Source organism: Ruegeria sp. CDSA141 (assembly GCF_059612005.1).
This window is the reverse complement of record NZ_JBXWPT010000022.1, coordinates 14,772-31,726: the sequence shown is the minus strand read 5'-3', so window position 1 is coordinate 31,726 and position 16,955 is coordinate 14,772. Positions and strand designations below refer to the sequence as shown.

The 16,955-nt window shown below is 54.1% G+C and carries 16 protein-coding genes; 8 read left to right on the top strand and 8 right to left on the bottom strand.

What is annotated here, in order from left to right:
- Window positions 1-77: 77 nt before the first annotated feature.
- On the bottom strand, window positions 78-812 hold the full coding sequence (locus AC2FLP_RS19910; protein WP_496685855.1) for a Crp/Fnr family transcriptional regulator: 735 nt from the start codon (window positions 810-812) through the stop codon (window positions 78-80).
- 150 nt (window positions 813-962) lie between these two features.
- Here AC2FLP_RS19910 and AC2FLP_RS19905 point away from each other — a divergent pair, with 150 nt between their 5' ends.
- Window positions 963-1,199, top strand: a complete 237-nt coding sequence (locus AC2FLP_RS19905; RefSeq protein ID WP_298920877.1) for a hypothetical protein — start codon at window positions 963-965, stop codon at window positions 1,197-1,199.
- Between the two features lie 210 nt (window positions 1,200-1,409).
- Complete coding sequence (locus AC2FLP_RS19900; RefSeq protein WP_281858944.1) at window positions 1,410-1,541, top strand: hypothetical protein; 132 nt, start codon at window positions 1,410-1,412, stop codon at window positions 1,539-1,541.
- 971 nt (window positions 1,542-2,512) lie between these two features.
- Here AC2FLP_RS19900 and AC2FLP_RS19895 read toward each other — a convergent pair.
- Both AC2FLP_RS19895 and AC2FLP_RS19890 read right to left on the bottom strand, forming a co-directional pair.
- Complete coding sequence (locus AC2FLP_RS19895; protein WP_496685894.1) at window positions 2,513-2,716, bottom strand: TetR/AcrR family transcriptional regulator C-terminal domain-containing protein; 204 nt, start codon at window positions 2,714-2,716, stop codon at window positions 2,513-2,515.
- A gap of 122 nt (window positions 2,717-2,838) precedes the next feature.
- Window positions 2,839-4,002 (bottom strand): pyridoxal-phosphate-dependent aminotransferase family protein, encoded by a 1,164-nt coding sequence (locus AC2FLP_RS19890; RefSeq protein ID WP_496685851.1) that lies wholly within the window; start codon window positions 4,000-4,002, stop codon window positions 2,839-2,841.
- A 191-nt stretch (window positions 4,003-4,193) separates the two neighbouring features.
- Between AC2FLP_RS19890 and AC2FLP_RS19885 the strand changes: the two genes are divergently transcribed.
- The gene (locus AC2FLP_RS19885; protein ID WP_496685848.1) at window positions 4,194-7,013 is read left to right on the top strand and encodes an FAD-binding and (Fe-S)-binding domain-containing protein; all 2,820 of its coding nucleotides are present in this window, start codon (window positions 4,194-4,196) and stop codon (window positions 7,011-7,013) included.
- A 9-nt stretch (window positions 7,014-7,022) separates the two neighbouring features.
- On the top strand, window positions 7,023-7,700 hold the full coding sequence (locus tag AC2FLP_RS19880; RefSeq protein ID WP_496685846.1) for a GntR family transcriptional regulator: 678 nt from the start codon (window positions 7,023-7,025) through the stop codon (window positions 7,698-7,700).
- Between the two features lie 42 nt (window positions 7,701-7,742).
- On the opposite strand, the gene AC2FLP_RS19875 is transcribed toward AC2FLP_RS19880, so the two are convergent.
- From AC2FLP_RS19875 to AC2FLP_RS19855, 5 genes are all read right to left on the bottom strand, one after another.
- Window positions 7,743-8,819 carry an Ldh family oxidoreductase gene (locus tag AC2FLP_RS19875; protein ID WP_496685845.1) on the bottom strand — a complete coding sequence of 359 codons (1,077 nt, stop codon included), beginning with the start codon at window positions 8,817-8,819 and terminating at the stop codon, window positions 7,743-7,745.
- Entirely contained in the window at window positions 8,809-9,681 is an 873-nt protein-coding gene (locus tag AC2FLP_RS19870) for an ABC transporter permease (RefSeq protein ID WP_109312708.1), read from the bottom strand. The genes AC2FLP_RS19875 and AC2FLP_RS19870 overlap by 11 nt, the downstream gene beginning before the upstream one ends.
- A complete protein-coding gene (locus tag AC2FLP_RS19865) occupies window positions 9,678-10,487 on the bottom strand; it encodes an ABC transporter ATP-binding protein (protein WP_058275284.1) in 810 nt (269 codons plus the stop codon). Before AC2FLP_RS19865 ends, AC2FLP_RS19870 begins: the two co-directional genes overlap by 4 nt.
- Window positions 10,484-11,443 (bottom strand): ABC transporter substrate-binding protein, encoded by a 960-nt coding sequence (locus tag AC2FLP_RS19860; protein WP_496685842.1) that lies wholly within the window; start codon window positions 11,441-11,443, stop codon window positions 10,484-10,486. The genes AC2FLP_RS19865 and AC2FLP_RS19860 overlap by 4 nt, the downstream gene beginning before the upstream one ends.
- A 125-nt stretch (window positions 11,444-11,568) precedes the next feature.
- A complete protein-coding gene (locus AC2FLP_RS19855) occupies window positions 11,569-12,420 on the bottom strand; it encodes a fumarylacetoacetate hydrolase family protein (RefSeq protein ID WP_496685840.1) in 852 nt (283 codons plus the stop codon).
- A gap of 208 nt (window positions 12,421-12,628) precedes the next feature.
- On the opposite strand from AC2FLP_RS19855, the gene AC2FLP_RS19850 reads away from it, so the two are divergent.
- The 4 genes from AC2FLP_RS19850 (at window position 12,629) to AC2FLP_RS19835 (ending at window position 16,755) form a co-directional block, all read left to right on the top strand.
- The gene (locus tag AC2FLP_RS19850) at window positions 12,629-13,309 is read left to right on the top strand and encodes a FadR/GntR family transcriptional regulator (RefSeq protein ID WP_496685838.1); all 681 of its coding nucleotides are present in this window, start codon (window positions 12,629-12,631) and stop codon (window positions 13,307-13,309) included.
- 187 nt (window positions 13,310-13,496) lie between these two features.
- Window positions 13,497-14,180 carry a fumarylacetoacetate hydrolase family protein gene (locus tag AC2FLP_RS19845; RefSeq protein WP_496685836.1) on the top strand — a complete coding sequence of 228 codons (684 nt, stop codon included), beginning with the start codon at window positions 13,497-13,499 and terminating at the stop codon, window positions 14,178-14,180.
- 57 nt (window positions 14,181-14,237) lie between these two features.
- Window positions 14,238-15,773, top strand: coding sequence for an acyl--CoA ligase (locus AC2FLP_RS19840; RefSeq protein WP_496685834.1), 1,536 nt, complete (start codon window positions 14,238-14,240; stop codon window positions 15,771-15,773).
- 4 nt (window positions 15,774-15,777) lie between these two features.
- Window positions 15,778-16,755: a 2-dehydropantoate 2-reductase gene (locus tag AC2FLP_RS19835; RefSeq protein WP_496685831.1), complete on the top strand. Its 978-nt coding sequence runs from the start codon at window positions 15,778-15,780 to the stop codon at window positions 16,753-16,755.
- Window positions 16,756-16,955: the final 200 nt, after the last annotated feature.

The window sequence follows — 16,955 nt, the reverse complement described above, 5'->3', positions numbered from 1 at the left end:
GACCCACGCCCTCGCGTGAACGCCATCGTCTGATGTGATACCTGGGGTCGCCTGCCGAGCAACGGAGGGCGGCCCTCTCACTTCATGAGCGGTCCGGTCTGGTCCAGATATGCCGGATCAAACTCGGCGAAGTCCACTAGGCCACAATAGTCGTGAAACGTCACGCGACCGTCCCGAAAGGTCACCAGTCCACTCTCGCGAAGCTGCCGCAGAACGCGGTTCACGTGGATGGCACTCAGCCCCAGCGCATCCGCGAGGTGGTACTGGGTCAGCGGGCAGTCGTACCCATCCTTGGTCCCCATGCCGACAAGCGCCAGCCGCGATCCTAGCTCCAGCAGGAAATGCGCCATGCGGGCGTCCGCATCACGCCGACCGATTCCGACGAGGTGTTCAACGACCATCGCCTCATCCCTTGACACCGCCCAGAGTATGGCGGTCGCCAGGCGCGGCGTCTGAGCGAAGGCATCAAGAAGGTCGCTCTTCAACACTTCCGCAGCCTCGATGTCGACGATGGGTTCGAAGCTGTGGTCCGACGTGCGCAAGAGGACACTCCGCAGCCCGAGAAAATCCCCCGGCACTTGGAAATCCACGATCTGCCGGGTCCCGTCGGCCTGCAGTTTGTAGGAACAGACCCAACCCGCGGACAGAATATAAGCGACCTGAGCCGACTGCCCCTGATGCACCATATCACGCCCCGCTACGAAGGAGCGGCGACGCTGATGAAGTCGTTCAAGCACGGCCAGCTCGACCTCCGACAGGGCGACGAAGGCCGAGAGCTTGCGGGTCAGGGGGCTGTGTTCAGCAGATGTCATGGGGCCTCCCGGCGTGTCGCGACCCAAGAGCAGAAATCGGCTCGGGCACTGCTCTGGATCAATCCATCATAGAGCACTTCCTGCGAGATGTACGGATGCATCTGAGTCTTACCTTTTCTCAGGCTCACGATGCCAAGGAAGGAAACTCAGATGTCCACCGCAAGCGAACATGCAGGCCAGGCCGCCCTATCGATCTGCGAGGCGCTCCTGCTTGCCATGAACGATCGCGGGTTGCTGCCGGAACACGAGATCGTGGGGGTACTTCGTGACGCTGCGGCGACCCATGTGAACGCCCTTGGCACCGAACTCGAAATGGAAAGGCACCGGGCCGTCGCCGAAATGATCAACGCCATCATCGCTGGCGGGAACTCTGTTCGACGCCCGTGATGCAATACAGCGGCGGTCGCGATCCGCAGTCTCGCAGTAGAAGCCGAACAGGCCCGCTGGAATGTCCGAAATCGATGCCATGGGCGGCATGATGAAAACCGGCTCAATGATGCTGTCCAACGACGCACGACAGAGTTTCTGCTGGCAAGAAACGTCGGTATCAGTCCGACCATTTGAAAGCACAACAAACATGACATTGGAGGAAATCAGATGTCCAAAGGCAACAAGAAGCGTGGAAATCGTGAAGTGAAGAAACCGAAAAAAGTAAAGGAGCAGGTCCCGGCGACGGCTGATTTCGCCAAGGAAAAGACGCCGCTCAATATCGGGAATAAACGGAAGTAAACGCTGATATTCGGCGTACAAACGACCAACCTCAATTGCTTGCCGCCTCAGCTTCGCAAAGAAGACGATACTGTGCGATAGAAACGTGAACACCTGTTGTGCACGACGCCCCACAAGTATCTGATATTCCGTCGAAATCGCACCATCCATCACGGGAAAGACGCAAAAACCATCCTCGAATGACCGCTTCATATCAGCCTTCAGACTTTGGTGCACATTGCAGCATCGGTCAAAGTGGGCTCGAAGAAGACGTTCGCTGCACTTTGTATGAGTGTCTGCTATTCTTAGTTACCGGTCGTTCCGTCATGCTCGAACCTGAGGCTTTGAAGCGCCAGTTCCAATGATTAGTGTGGTATATTTAGTGGTATGCATCTTAATTTCTAAGATTTTATAAATTTTTAACATGAAGTTAGATAAAATGTATAGTTGCTCCTCGGTCCGCCACTGGTTTCCTGTTGGACGTCAGACGAATTTGACCTTTGCGTCATAAACTGACCCAACACCCCCTTTTCGTATCCCCGCAGACTGTTTCGTTTGATCTGGCTTCCCTTACGGAAATCAGGGCTGATTTGCAGGTTCAGACGGCGAAGCCGCCTGTTCCTGCTGATCCGAGATACAGTGCGCGCCCGTTTGCGTTCGTAATGGGCCATTGTAGCGGCCTTTCATGTAGTTTCGTTGCTACATGGCACCCTCCATTGGTTCGTTCGTTTCAAGCCGCACTCGGCTTGGTCGACCGAAAACGCAGCCGACCTGGATATTGGATTGCGTCCTCAAAAGCAATGGGCAGAAGACTTGTAGGGTGGTTCGCGACAAGCGGTGATGGGTGGTGCGCTCAACCAGAAGGCGGTTCACATAACACCCGCTCAACGACGTTCGCGGTTTGCTATGACGCTGCAATTCGTGCATTGGTTGCGAAAATCGGCCGATCAAGCTCTGTTTTGGCGAAGACTACAATGCGCAACACTGCTGTCTTAAGTGGTGATCGGCCAAACGTCTGTTCTGTAATAGGCGAAGAACATCGCGACGCAATCGTCCAAAATGTCTTTGGGCGTCGGGTTTTCGTCGAGGAAAAACAGGCCAGAAAAAAAGGAGTTTTTGACGAGCGCTAGAAGCTGGTTGGTCGCAAAAACCTGATCAGCCTTTCGGATCACACCTGCGTCCATGGCTTCGCTGATCAGCCTCGTTGTCGGGCATGCGAATCATAGTGAATCTCCTGATGAATAGGCAGTTTGAAGTGAGAGCTTGTCAGATCATAAGGTCGTGGTTGGTTTGAGTTTTTTAGAAACTCTGTCCAACGTCACGCAGCCTTGAGATGCTCCAAGGCAGCCTGAGTGCCGCCTCCGTTATGAGGCATACCGCTCTTGGTTAGCCCCATTTCTACGCCAGAAAGGGTGGCCATCAACATTAGGTCGTTGAAATCGCCTAAATGACCAATGCGGAACACCTTGTCGGCTACCTTGGACAGACCATTTCCTAGTGAGATGTCATAGTGCTCAAGCGCCGTAGCGCGAAACGCATCGGCGGAGTGACCTTCTGGAACTTTAACCGCAGTCAAGACGCCCGATTCCTGACCTTGTTGTATGCACAAAACCTCAAGACCCCAGGCGCGCACGGCAGCCCGTGTCGCGGCTCCGTGTCTGGCATGACGGGCAAAAACATTGTCCAACCCCTCCTCGTGCAACATGTCGATGGCCTCATTTAATCCATAGAGAAGATTGGTGCCGGGGGTGTAGGGAAAGAACCCCTTCTGATTTGGCCCGACCATATCATGCCAATCCCAGTAACTTCGCGGCGTTGTCACGGATTTTGAGTGTTTCAACGCCCGATCGCTCACGGCGTTGAAGCTCAGACCAGGCGGTAACATCAATCCCTTTTGCGAGCCGGAGACACACACATCGACCCCCCAGTCATCGAACCGAAAATCAATCGACGCAAGGCCGGAGATGGAATCCACGATTAGAAGTGCGGGGTGTTTTGCAGCGTCTATGGCCCTGCGCACTTCCTCAATTGATGAGACTGACCCGGTGGACGTTTCGTTGTGAACGACGCAAACCGCCTTGATGTCGTGCTGCTCGTCCGCACGTAGACGGTCTTCAATCTGATTGGGGTCCGCGCCGCCACGCCAATCTCCTTCAATCAGCTCTGGTTGCAACCCTAGTTTTCCAGCCAAGTTGCACCACATGAAGGCGAAATGCCCTGTTTCGAACATCAGAACTTTTTCGCCAGGCGAAACCGTGTTCACAAGAGCGGCTTCCCATGCGCCGGTGCCGGATGAAGGATAGATAAAGACGTTCTGTTTTGTCCTGAAAATCGTCTTCATACCATTGAGGGCCTTATTTCCCACTTCAGCAAAATCCGGTCCTCGATGATCAATGGTCTGCGTGCTTATGGCTCTCAGGATTCGATCTGGCACAGCACTTGGCCCTGGAATCTGCAAAAAGTGTCTACCCGCCTGACGCATTTGAACTGATCCTTACGCTGGTGCCAAAAAAGTGGCGCTATTGCCTATTGCAAAAGTTAATTATGAATTCATTATTCAGTCAACGATGAAGTGAAGGGTCTAATTAGGCTTACACGGAAGAGAAGGCGTACCTGATGGTAGAGAATGGATCGTTGTGCCGCCGACTGTTGTCTGATGTACGGGGGGAAGTGATGTCAGATCCGGCATCGCTTGCTCGATACTCGACCGATGCCTCAATCTATCAGATGATACCGGACGCTGTGGTGATCCCCCGGTCCACAGAGGATGTCCAAGCTGTAATGTCCATTGCGCGGGACGAAGGATGTTCGGTTCTGCCTCGCGGCGGCGGCACGTCGCAATGCGGGCAAACAGTCAATCAGGGTGTTGTGCTGGACAACACAAAACACTTGAATCGTATTCTTGACGTAGATGTTGAGAAACGTATTGCGCGCGTTCAGCCCGGTGTTGTTCTGGATCAATTGAACCAAGCGTTGAAGCAGCATGGCCTGTGGTTTCCCGTGGATCCCTCAACAGCGTCTCGTTGCACTCTTGGGGGGATGGCGGCAAACAATTCTTCAGGTGGAAAATCTCTGCGATACGGGATCATGCGAGACAACGTCCGTGCGATAAACGCAATCATGGTTGACGGCACAGAAGCGCGGTTCAGCGCTGATACGGCCGCATCAGGCGATTATGCGGATCTTGTTGGTGACATGCGCGCTCTTGGGCGTCGCGAGGTTGCTGAAATTGACGCTCGTTTTCCCAAAGTCCAGCGCCGTGTGGGCGGGTACAATATCGACGCCCTTGTAGGTAACGACATCAACATGTCCCATTTATTGGTGGGGTCAGAAGGCACATTGGCCTATTTCACAGAATTGGAATTAAGTCTGGCACGCCTGCCGGGCGCGAAAGTTACCGGTGTGTGCCATTTCCCGACATTCCGTGCTGCAATGGAAGCCACCCAGCACATCGTGACACTCAACCCGCAGGCGGTAGAGTTGGTCGACGACACCATGATTGCATTGGGGCGTGAAATCCCATTGTTTCGCGAAACGATTAATGCATTTGTTGAAGGCAATCCTGAAGCCCTGCTGCTGGTGGAATTCGCCGAGGGCAGCGCCGAGGCAAATGCTGCAAAACTGGTCGAGCTTTCGCAACTGATGGGAGATCTCGGGTTTGCTTTCAGCGGTGCGGAAAACCGGTGGGGCGGCGTTGTCTCTGTAACGGACAACTCTGTGCAGAATTCTATCGCCGAGTACCGAAAATCCGGGTTGAATGTCATGATGTCGATGAAAGAGGCAGGAAAACCAATCTCTTTTGTCGAAGATTGTGCTGTTCTGTTGCCCGACCTCGCCGACTATACCGCTGGCCTGACCGAAATCTTTGCAAAACATGGCACAAAGGGAACATGGTACGCGCATGCCTCGGTGGGGTGTTTACACGTGCGCCCCGTGCTGAACATGCGGCAGGACAAAGACGTCCGGACAATGAGGGCGATCGCCGAAGAAACATTTGATCTGGTCAAAAAATATAAAGGATCTCATTCAGGTGAACATGGTGACGGGATCGTACGATCAGAATTTCATGAAAAGATGTTCGGTCAGCGTATCGTTTCTGCGTTTGAGCAGGTTAAGAACCGGTTTGATCCCAACGGGGTGATGAATCCCGGCAAGATCGTGAACGCGCCCGCCATGGATGACCGCCGACTGTTCCGCTATGGCCAGGACTATTCGGTTCCTGAATTCGAAACGACGCTGGATTGGTCCGCTTGGCCGGGTTCCGGAGGAGGATTTCAGGGTGCCGTCGAGATGTGCAACAACAATGGTGCATGCCGCAAGCTCAAAGGTGGCGTAATGTGCCCATCTTTCCGAGCGACCCGAAACGAGCGTGATGTTACGCGTGGGCGGGCAAATACGCTGCGGTTTGCGATCAGCGGGCAGATGCCGGGCGGTTTGTCGTCCGATGCCATGTTGGACACAATGAAGTACTGCGTGTCCTGCAAAGCTTGCGCTCGGGAATGTCCGACCGGCGTCGACATGGCGCGAATGAAAATCGAAGTATTGTCAGCAAAACGTAAAAAAGACGGGCTGACGTTGGCAGACAAATTTATAGCTCACCTGCCCCGATATGCGCCAAAAGTCGCGAAAATCGCGTGGCTTGTGAATTTACGAAACAAAATTGGACCCTCGCGTAAGCTTTTGGAGGGACCGACTGGTATTTCAGCGCGACGTAATCTGCCAGTGTGGTCTTCTGCTCCGTTCCGTGATGCCGAGGCTCAGGACAATGATCCGCAGGTGTTGCTGTTTGCCGATGTGTTCAACCGGTATTTCGAGCCAGAAAATTTACGCGCTGCAGTACGGGTATTACGGGCAACAGGACTTCGGGTGGCTGTGGCGCGAGACGATCGATCTGACAGGGCCTTGGATTGCGGACGTACTCTTTTAGCTTTGGGTTGCGTGGATGAAGCTCGTTACGAGGCACAACGCGTGATTGACGCGACGCGAGAGGCGGTTGCAAAAGGTGTTCCAGTAGTCGGGCTCGAACCGTCCTCTATCCTCACTTTCCGGGATGAATTTATGGCACTTTGCCCGGGGGCGGAAACGGAGATGTTGTCGAACGCAGCCCACACCTTTGAGGAATTCTTGGCCAAGCAGCCGGATTTGCCCCTGAGTTCGTTGGATCGCCCGATCTATGTGCATGGGCATTGCCACCAGAAAGCACACGATGCCGTCACACCGATGCTTAACCTTTTGAAGCGTATTCCTGGGGCACAAGTTCACATGATAGAAAGCGGTTGTTGCGGCATGGCCGGGGCGTTTGGATATGCGCCTGACACTATCGATGTTTCGATAAAGATGGCACAACTCGACTTGTTCCCGGCGTTGGAAGCAGCGCCTATAGATGCAGTTGTCGTGGCAGACGGGACATCTTGCCGCCACCAAATCGCCGAAGGTACGCAGCGCCAAGCTATGCACGTCGCGCGCCTGTTGGATATGGTTCTTGATGCTTAGGAAATGGAAATGAACCTGACGGACAGCATTAAACGCCCGACCCTACATGAAGAACTGGTCCAAAGGCTGCGTAACCTGGTTGTCGAAGATGTGCTAAAGCCGGGTGAAAAAGTGCCCGAGAAGCAGCTTTGTGACTCGTTGGGGGTCTCACGGACACCTTTGCGAGAAGCTTTAAAGGTGCTTGCATCAGAAGGCTTTGTGGTACTTCAAGCCAACCGGGGGGCCCGCGTCGCAAGTGTCACGCGAGAGGAATTGGAGAATACATTTCCAGTGCTTGCGACGCTTGAGCAACTGGCGGGAGAGTTGGCGTGTCAGCATATGGATTCCGCTGAAATTGAACTAATCGAACGTCGCCACGCCGATATGCTGAAAGCCTATAAGTCAAATGACCGACAGGCATATTTTAAGGCCAATCAGGACATTCATCAGGCACTGATATGTGGCGCGCGAAACGATATCCTTGCGAGCCACCACAAGCTGTTGGCCGCACGGGTCCGCCGCGCACGTTTTATGGCCAACTTGTCGGACGAGCGCTGGGCGCAGGCCATTGACGAACATGAAGCCATGATGGAATTACTCAGGGCCCGTAATGCAGATGGGCTTGGGAAATCCATGAAGCTTCACATGATGAACAAACTTTCTGCTCTTGTGAAAGCGCTGGAGGTAGAGGGCGAGACACCTCGCTAAACCCTAGTAAAAAGCGCCTACCAGCTTCCCACGGATGCGCTGCTAATCGGCGCTGAGACTAGGAAACAGAGGGGATAACCCACAGTCCTCAGCAAGTTTGTTGAGGTCTCGGCAAAGAGCCGGGTTCAGCCTCACACCGTCTTTGCGGCGGGCCTCTGCGGCAGCCGTTTTGCCGTCTCCGGGCAAGCGCACCGGGTCATGACCGGGCAGGGGGGCGGATGCGCGCATTTCAGAGAAGACGCGGGCTGCGTTAGAAGCAAAGTCATTGCCCATCCCAAAGGCTGCCGGATTGAGCGCCATAACGAACTGGCCGGTGTTTGTGGATGAAGTTGTGTCCGAGGTGAAATTGACCACATCAGAACCGAAGGCCGCACCGTTTAAGACCCCGGCCATCAACCCGATAGCTACGGAAAGACCGAACCCTTTCGGACCCCCAATCGGCAACAGAAATCCTTCAGACTTGAGGGCGGGGTCCGTCAATGGGTTTCCATCACGCCCAACCATCCAGCCCTCGGGCATAAGCTTGCCTTGCTGCAACAGGGTTTTGATCTTGCCCATCGCAGCTACGGTCGTCGCCATATCAAACACAAACGGGTCGGGACCATCGGCAGGGGCGGAAAAAGCAATGGGATTGGTGCCAAGAAGCAAATCGCTACCGCCATAAGGCGGGACGTGGTTTGCGCTGCCCACTGCTGCTGCCATACCAAGCAACCCTGCATCAGCTTGTGGACGCACATAAAGTGCGAGTGGTCCTGCATGGTTGCCGCGCCGAACACCGACCCACCCGATACCGGCCGCTTTTGCCTTTTCAATTGCAAGATCCCGCGCCGCCGACATAGCCAGATGGCCGAGGCCATCGTCTCCGTCGATCAAAGCGGTTGCGACAGTCTCATGTTCTACTGTGACTTTTGGCGTAGGATTGGAGCCCCCCCCCGCCAGCCGGGCAAGGTACTGGCGCAGGCGAAAGACTCCGTGCGTACCGTAGCCATAAATGTCGGCCTCGACCATCAACGAGGCCACCTTGTCCGCATCTGTTTTTGGCACACCTCGAGTTTCGAGCGCGACCGCCACAAATTCACGCAGGGTGTGGCAGTCTATTTTCACAGGCTCAGAAGTCATCTCTTCCCACCTGTTCTTTGTGCCAAAACACCAATTTACGCTGTGTCCAAACCACCGACGCAAATACGACCAGACCGACAAGGCTGAGATACAGGATCAACGAGAAGACGCGCGGCGTGTTGAGCTGCGAGGCCGCAACTCGGATAAGTTCGCCAAATCCTTTGCCACCACCCAGGAATTCTCCTGTGATCGCACCAGCCATTACGCCGACTGCTCCGATCTTGAGACCGGTAAAAATTTGCGGCAGGCCAGTCGGCAGTTTCATCTTGAACAATGTCTGCATCCGACTTGCGCCCATCGTCTTGAAAAGCATACGCGCGTTTTCGTCGGCAGCGTGAAGCCCGGCCGCAGTACCAACAACGATTGGAAATGTCGCGATAAAGGCAGCAAGCGCGACCTTTGATTCAATGCCAAAACCCAACCACGCTACAAAGAGTGGGGCAAATGCCACCTTTGGCATGGTATCTATGGCCACCAGGTAAGGCATCACTGCCTTTTCACCAAATGCCGTTTCCCCCACCAATACGCCCAGCGAAAAACCGATCGCGATTGCCAGCGCAAAACCATAGATAACTTCTTTGATTGTGATCCACAGCGCCCCAAGCATGTAGCCGCCAGTCAATAGGTTTTGTCCCACGAAGATCATATCTTTCAGGGTTTCCATCGGTGTCGGCAAAATGATTGGGGAAACCAGCCCAAGGCTCGTGACACTTTGCCATGTGCCCACGAAAACCACGAAGACAAAGGTCATCGCCAGCCAGCGTGGAACTGAGTCGATAAAGTGAATTTTCTGTTCCCATACCGTGTCTTCTGCGGTGTCAGAATCCTTTAGGGAAGGTGAGTGGTTATGAACGTCGCTCACATTTCTTCTCCCTTATCCAGGAGGCTGCGAATGTAGTCTACAATAGCGCCAAACTTGGGCGTGGTCATCATATCCAACGTGCGTGGGCGCGGCAGGTCGACCTTCACGATCTCGGCAATCCTGCCCGGGCGTGGTTTCAACACGACGATTTCGTCGGACAAAATTACGGCTTCCTGAATAGAGTGCGTAACAAGAAAAGCAGTCGCATCCTGTTCATGGCAAATCCGCTGCAGTTCCATATTCATCATGTCGCGTGACAGCTCGTCCAGCGCGCTGAATGGTTCGTCTAACAAAAGCACGGCTGGTTCTGTGATCAGCATACGGCAGATTGAGGCGCGCTGAGCCATGCCGCCAGACAATTCGTTCGGATATACGTTTTCGAATCCCTTTAAACCCACGATGTCCAAAAGTTCGTGAGCCTTGCCCATTGCTTGCTTGGCAGCTGCCTTTCCGTCGCGGATCTCGATTGGCAACACGATGTTTTCCACTGCCGTTTTCCAGGGAAATAGTGTTGCCTGTTGGAACATCATACCAATGTCTCGCCGGGGACCGGTCACTGGCAGACCTTGTAGGATCACACGCCCTTTGGTGGGAGGGATCAGACCCGCCATGATCTTGAGCAGAGTGGATTTCCCGCACCCGCTGGACCCAATGACAGATGTGAAGCTTCCTTTCCGAAGCGTCAGATTAATGTCCTCAAGCGCAACAACAAGGTTGCGTGCATAGGTCTTGCTTAAATGGGTCAATTCGTAGACCGGCGTGCCCAAGGGCGCGCCGGAAAACTCTTGTGCGGCTGCAGCGTTCATTTGCTGGCGGCCTCGTTGCCAATGGCGGCAAATTCATTGGTCCAGGCGGCGCTCAAGTCATCAAGCGGTCCCGGAATTTCGCCCCCTGCGACAAGTGCGTCTTGCCATTCTTGCCAAACCTCGGCGGGGTACCATCCCAGACCATTGCTTGGATCCGCTGCTATGGTCTTCGAGCGTACGGCATCGAACAGCGCGGCCTGGAATTCTTTGTCTTCGCCTTCCTGCGGATTGCCGTCCGCCAGATGCTTCAGTACGGCTTCACGGTTAGCATCATCGAGAGCAAAGGCATGGCCACGTGCGAACGCGCGGCTCCAGGCCTCGACCAATTCGCGATCGTTGGCGATTGTGTCAGCCATTGTGGCGATACCGTTTCCGAAGAAACGCCCGAATTCCGCAGGCGTGATGTCACGCACCTTCATTCCGCGCTGGTTCAGGATTGCTGTATCAGCCGTCGAAGCAGAATATGCGTCGATTTCGCCGTTCAAGAAAGCTGCTGTCGCCGGGCCGCCGTCGCCAACGGTAAGAAATGTGAAATCCTCACCTTCTTTCATACCTGCACCGGTCAAGACGTTTCGTGCAAAACCCACTTCGGCACCGTCTGCGGTGCCGGTTCCGATGACCTTTCCGCGCAGTTCCTCAACGCTTTGGACTTCAGAGTCTTCCGGCACCGCGATGCCGAAGTTGCTGCGTGCCGCAACGTTGTAGATATGTACGGCATCCACATCGCGCGACCGCGCTGCAATCAGAGGTCCAGGTCCAGGGCGACCGAAATGCGCTTGCCCGGCAGACAATGCCTGAAGCACGGCGCCTGAGCCGTTGATCGCCTCGACTGTCACGTTCAATCCTTCATCTGCGAAGTACCCTTCTCCAATGGCGACAAACACAGGAAATGAGTTGATTGCCGAAGGGCTGGGCTGCACGAAGGTGATTTCACGCAAGTTTTGCGCAAAACCCATTGTTCCGAGTGCTCCTGCTACCGGAACAGCAGTAAGCAGGGACGCTGTGAAAGTCCTTCTGTTCATCATTGTAGTCTTCCTCCCTTGAATGTTGACGCCTCACAGCGATTGCTGCGTAGGAGCCATTATACGGCGCGCACTGTGTTCCTTAGCGTGCCGATTTCGGAAACCTCGCAAACTACGACGTCCCCGTTTTTCAAAAACTGCGGCGGTTCCATTGCGTATCCGACGCCTGATGGCGTACCTGTCGCAATGATGTCTCCCGGTTCTAGTGTCAGGCCTGCTGACAAGGATGCGATCAACGTTGGAATGTCGAATATCATGTCCGACGTCATCCCGTTTTGGCGCTGCTCACCGTTTACTGTCAGCCCGATCGACAGAGCTTGTGGATCGCTGATGGCATCGGCGGTCACGATGTAGGGACCAATTGGGCAAGATCCATCAAGCCCTTTGCCTTTAAAGTACTGGCCGCCATGGCGGCGCTGTATGTCACGGGCAGTTATGTCGTTCAGAATAGAATACCCAAAGACATGATTAAACGCATCTGCCTTGCTGATGTTACGCCCGCGCTTCCCCATCACGACTGCCAACTCGACTTCGTAGTCGATGGACTGCGACACCGAAGGGAAAAGTAGGATGTCGGCGTCTGGCGCAATGACCGAGGTCGGCGGCTTGGTAAAGAAAACCGGATGTTCGGTGATGCCGATTTTTTCTTTTTGTGCCCGTTCGCCTTCAGCAATGTGCTCAGCGTAGTTTCGCCCCACGCAGAAAACGTTTTTACGTGGCGTGGGAATGGGCGACAGAAGAGGCGCGTCTTCTGGGACCAGCAAGTCCTTGAGTTCGCCTGCCTCACCCGCGGCAACAACTGCACTCAACGCCTCCAGCGCGGTCTGACCGCCTTCGACAATCAGCTGCATTGTGCTTACATCAATAGACGTATCCGGCATGAGCATCTTAATCGCACGCGAAATATCCACCCTGCTTCCGTTAGCAAGCAATGCGACGCAAACGGCGTGGCCATCTAATGAAACAGTCGCTAAACGCACTCGGCTCTCCTCCTACATTCTGGCGCCCACTTAGGTCACCGATCTTGGCCGGCGACTCAGATTTGGTTGTCACTTGCCCTTGAGTTTTTGCCGACTTGGCGTTTCAATCAATCAACCAATCAGCAAATTGGGTGGCAATGTGAGTGAGCCTTCAGAACTTTCGCAACGTGTCCGGGACCTGATCGACAATGCGGGATACCGGCACAACGATAGACTTCCACCTGAAAGGGAACTGTGCCAATGGCTAGGCACAACCAGAAATCAGCTGAGGCGCGTATTGGCCGAACTAGAGGCGCAGGGGCTTATCTGGCGGCATGTGGGTCGGGGCACGTTCGTAGGTGCCCGACCGGTTCTAAATCTGACGGACGTGACCTATTTGGGTGCACAGATTAAGCCTGAACAAGTTGTGGGTGTTCGGTTTACCATAGAGCCGCAGCTTAGCCGCCTTGCCGCGCTTCATTCTACGCGTTCGGACTGCGAGCAAATGAGGCTCTGCGTTGAGAGGTGCCGAGCCGCAGAAGACTGGCGCACATATGAAGCATGGGACAATAATTTGCATCATGCGATAGCCCGGGCAACTCGTAACCAGCTTTTCCTGTACTTCTTCGAGACTCTGAATTCCGTTCGAAGGTCCATTGTGTGGGGACAACCTCGTAAAACCTATAAACCCCCCGATGATTATTCCAGCTTTCGAGAGCATGACTTAATCCTGTCGGCGATATCGAGTGGAGACGGAGAACAGGCGGCGCAGGCCATGTTGGCGCATCTGAGGTCCGTTTACTCCCGCGTGCTGCCAGCTAGTCTTGAGGCCGACCACTAAACTAGCGCCCGACCAATTTGGGAAATGGTTGGGCTAAGCAGCGGCTGAACCTCTTGCAAATCGACGGTCACATTGGCGATGACTGAGACAAGAGCTACGTCTTTTCGGGCGTGGCACAGCATCGATCGGAACAAGGCCACAGATTGGCAAACCGATCTTTGGCAACGATGTGTTCAGGAGGATAGCGATGCACGATCTTGTAATTCCCGCGGTGAAGGTTCACGAAATACCGGTAGAAGGCGGTGGCATATTCCCGGTACGTCGGGTTTATTGCATTGGTCGAAACTACGCGGCGCACGCCATAGAAATGGGCCACGACCCAAATCGTGAACCCCCATTTTTCTTCCAAAAGAACCCTGACAACCTCGATCCATCCGGAGAATTTCCATATCCGGCCCACAGCTCGGACGTACATCATGAAGCCGAAATGTATGTGGCGCTTAAATCCGGCGGAACGAATATTTCTGTGGAAGATGCTCTGGATCATGTCTACGGATACGGGCTTTCACTGGATATGACCCGTCGAGATCTGCAGGGCGAAATGAAGAAAATGGGTCGTCCTTGGGAAATCGGGAAGGCATTTGAGCGATCAGCTCCATGCGGACCGGTGCATAAAGCAGAAGATGTTGGGCCACTCGACGAAGGCGCAATTCGCCTATCGGTAAACGGAGAAACTCGGCAGGAAGGTGATTTGAACCAGATGATCTGGAAAGTCCCTGAAATGATCTCTTACTTAAGCGATTACTTCGAACTTGCCGCCGGCGATGTTATCCTGTCTGGCACGCCCTCTGGAGTTGGTCCAGTAAACCGCGGCGATGTATTGGTGCTGTCGGTCGACAAATTGGGTAGCCTAACTGTCAAGGTAACTTAGCAACCAGACCATTCCCTCTTCGCGAAATAGGCCAATGCTTTTGTAAACGGATCCCAGATGCCCCACTTAGTCGCCGATTTGATCGCACCCCATTCTGGCACTGCTAATGCTATCGGTGCCCCAGGTCGATCTTGGTTGAACTACCTCGGGCTCCGAGAGCTTTGCGTGAAAGTCAAAAAAGATCTCCATCAGATCGGAGTAGGTCGTGGCGACCGAGTGGCAATTGTGTTGCCCAATGGCCCCGAAATGGCGACGGCCTTCATATCCGTCGCCCAAGTGGCGACGACGGCACCTTTGAACCCGGCGTATACTTACGAAGAATACGTTTTCTACCTCAAAGACCTGAAGGCCAAGGCCCTACTTGTAAACGAAAACGACGATGGACCTGCCGTAAAGGCTGCTGGGGACCTTGGCATCGCAATCTTGAGGGCCTCTCACGATAGCTTACATTCGGCCGGACAGTTCTCCATATTGTCTTGTGACTCAATTGGCACGGCTGACACATCCGCACCGGGTGAAGATGATGTCGCCCTGATACTGCACACGTCAGGAACAACGTCGCGTCCCAAAATCGTCCCTCTGACGCAGGCTAATATCTACGCATCCGCTCGAAATGTGGCTTCGTCTTTGAAACTGACAATCGACGATCGCTGTCTGAGTATTATGCCGCTGTTTCATATCCACGGGTTGATTGCGGCTGTTGCCGCGTCTTTAGGTGCTGGATCTCAAATTAGCTGCGCCCCCGGGTTCAACGCTCTTAGTTTTTTCTCACAGGTCGCTGAAGTTGATCCGACCTGGTACACCGCAGTTCCGACAATGCATCAAGCTATTCTTGCCCGAGCTGCACGAAACCAATCGATCATTGAGCAATCGCGGTTGCGCTTTCTTCGGTCTTCTTCTGCTTCGTTGCCGGGCCCGGTAATGGAAGAGTTGGTGGCAACTTTTGATGCGCCCGTCATCGAAGCCTACGGTATGACTGAGGCGACACATCAAATGTGTTGCAACCCGCTTACTCCCCAAACGCAAAAGCCCGGATCTGTTGGAATAGCAGCAGGCCCCGAAGTCAGAATTGCAGACGAGAACGAAAATGTTCTGATTTCTTCGCGGGACGTCGGAGAAATCGTTATCAGCGGTCCGAACGTGACGCCGGGATACGAAAGCAACCCGCAGGCAAATGCCGACAATTTTTTTGAAGTGGACGGAAAAACTTGGTTTCGCACTGGCGACCAGGGTTCATTCGACGAAGAGAATTATCTGCGACTGACCGGTCGTCTTAAGGAGCTTATCAATCGCGGTGGAGAGAAAATCAGTCCACTTGAGGTTGACGCTGTACTCTTAAGCCACCCAGACGTTGCTCAGGCAGTTTGTTTTGCCGTTCCACACGAAAAACTGGGTGAAGACATAGCGGCAGCTGTGGTGCTTTCAGAAGGAGCGACGATCCAAGGTCAGGAGGTCAGGGCTTTTGTCGGCACGCGGCTCGCAAAATTTAAGGTGCCGACTTCGGTGGTTGTTCTTGAAGAAATACCAAAAGGCGCGACTGGCAAGATACAAAGGATCGGACTAGCTGCTAAATTGGGACTGGCAAAGGCTTAGACACATGAAAGTTTGTATCTTTGGTGCCGGAGCTATCGGAGGTTACGTTGCCGCGAAACTTGCACAGACTGATACAGAAGTCAGTGTCGTCGCGCGTGGCCCCCACTTGGCGGCAATGCAGGAAAAAGGACTGACCCTTCTTGAGGAAGGGCAGGATCCGGTCAGCGTTCCAATACGCGCTTCAGACAATGCTGCCGATCTCGGCCCACAAGACTATGTCTTCATCACACTGAAGGCGCATTCCGTCCCAGCAGTCGTAGACACAATGCAGCCGTTGATTGCAGACGAGACAACCGTAGTTAGTGGAGTGAACGGGGTGCCCTGGTGGTACTTCCACAAACTAGGCGGTCCTTACGAGGGAACGAGGTTGGCTTCAGTCGATCCGGGAAATGTGCAGTGGGACGGTTTTGGGCCGGATCGCGTCCTCGGATGTGTTGTTTATCCTGCCGCCGAGGTCATTGCTCCGGGATCAATCAAGCATATCGAAGGCAATCGTTTTTCGTTGGGCGAGCCCGATGGTGCTAAATCAGACCGTGCTGCCAAGCTTTCGGCTGCGCTATCCGCCGCCGGACTGCGTGCGCCCGTCAGACCAAGAATCCGGGATGAAATTTGGTTGAAACTGTGGGGTAACTTGTCGTTCAACCCGATTTCCGCTCTTACCCACTCAACACTTGATGTCCTGTGTGCCGACGAAGGCACGCGCTCGGTAGCACGCGGAATGATGCTCGAGGCTCAGGAAGTCGGTGAAAAACTTGGTGTAAAGTTCCCGATAGGTGTTGAAAAACGCCTCGACGGCGGAGCGGCTGTCGGTACGCACAAAACCTCTATGTGGCAGGATTTGGAGTTACGCCGACCGATGGAAATTGATGCCTTGGTCACTTCAGTGCAAGAACTGGGGCAACTTACGGGTATCTCAACGCCCACAATCGATACCGTCGCATCACTGATCAAACTGAGGGCAAAGGTCGCCGGTCTTTATTAAAGTCTTTGCGGGCCGTGCAACGCGCGCTTGCTTGAGGCGGATAACGGGGACTGGTTCCAACGTGTCATACAGCGCCTTTGGGAGTTTTCCTGCACCTTCAATGACAGTTAGTTCTTCGTTTTGGGTTAGAAATGCTTGACGGATAGGTCGGAATTGACTGACGCGATTTGTTCGATTCTTGAGGTTATGGTCGTCGACTG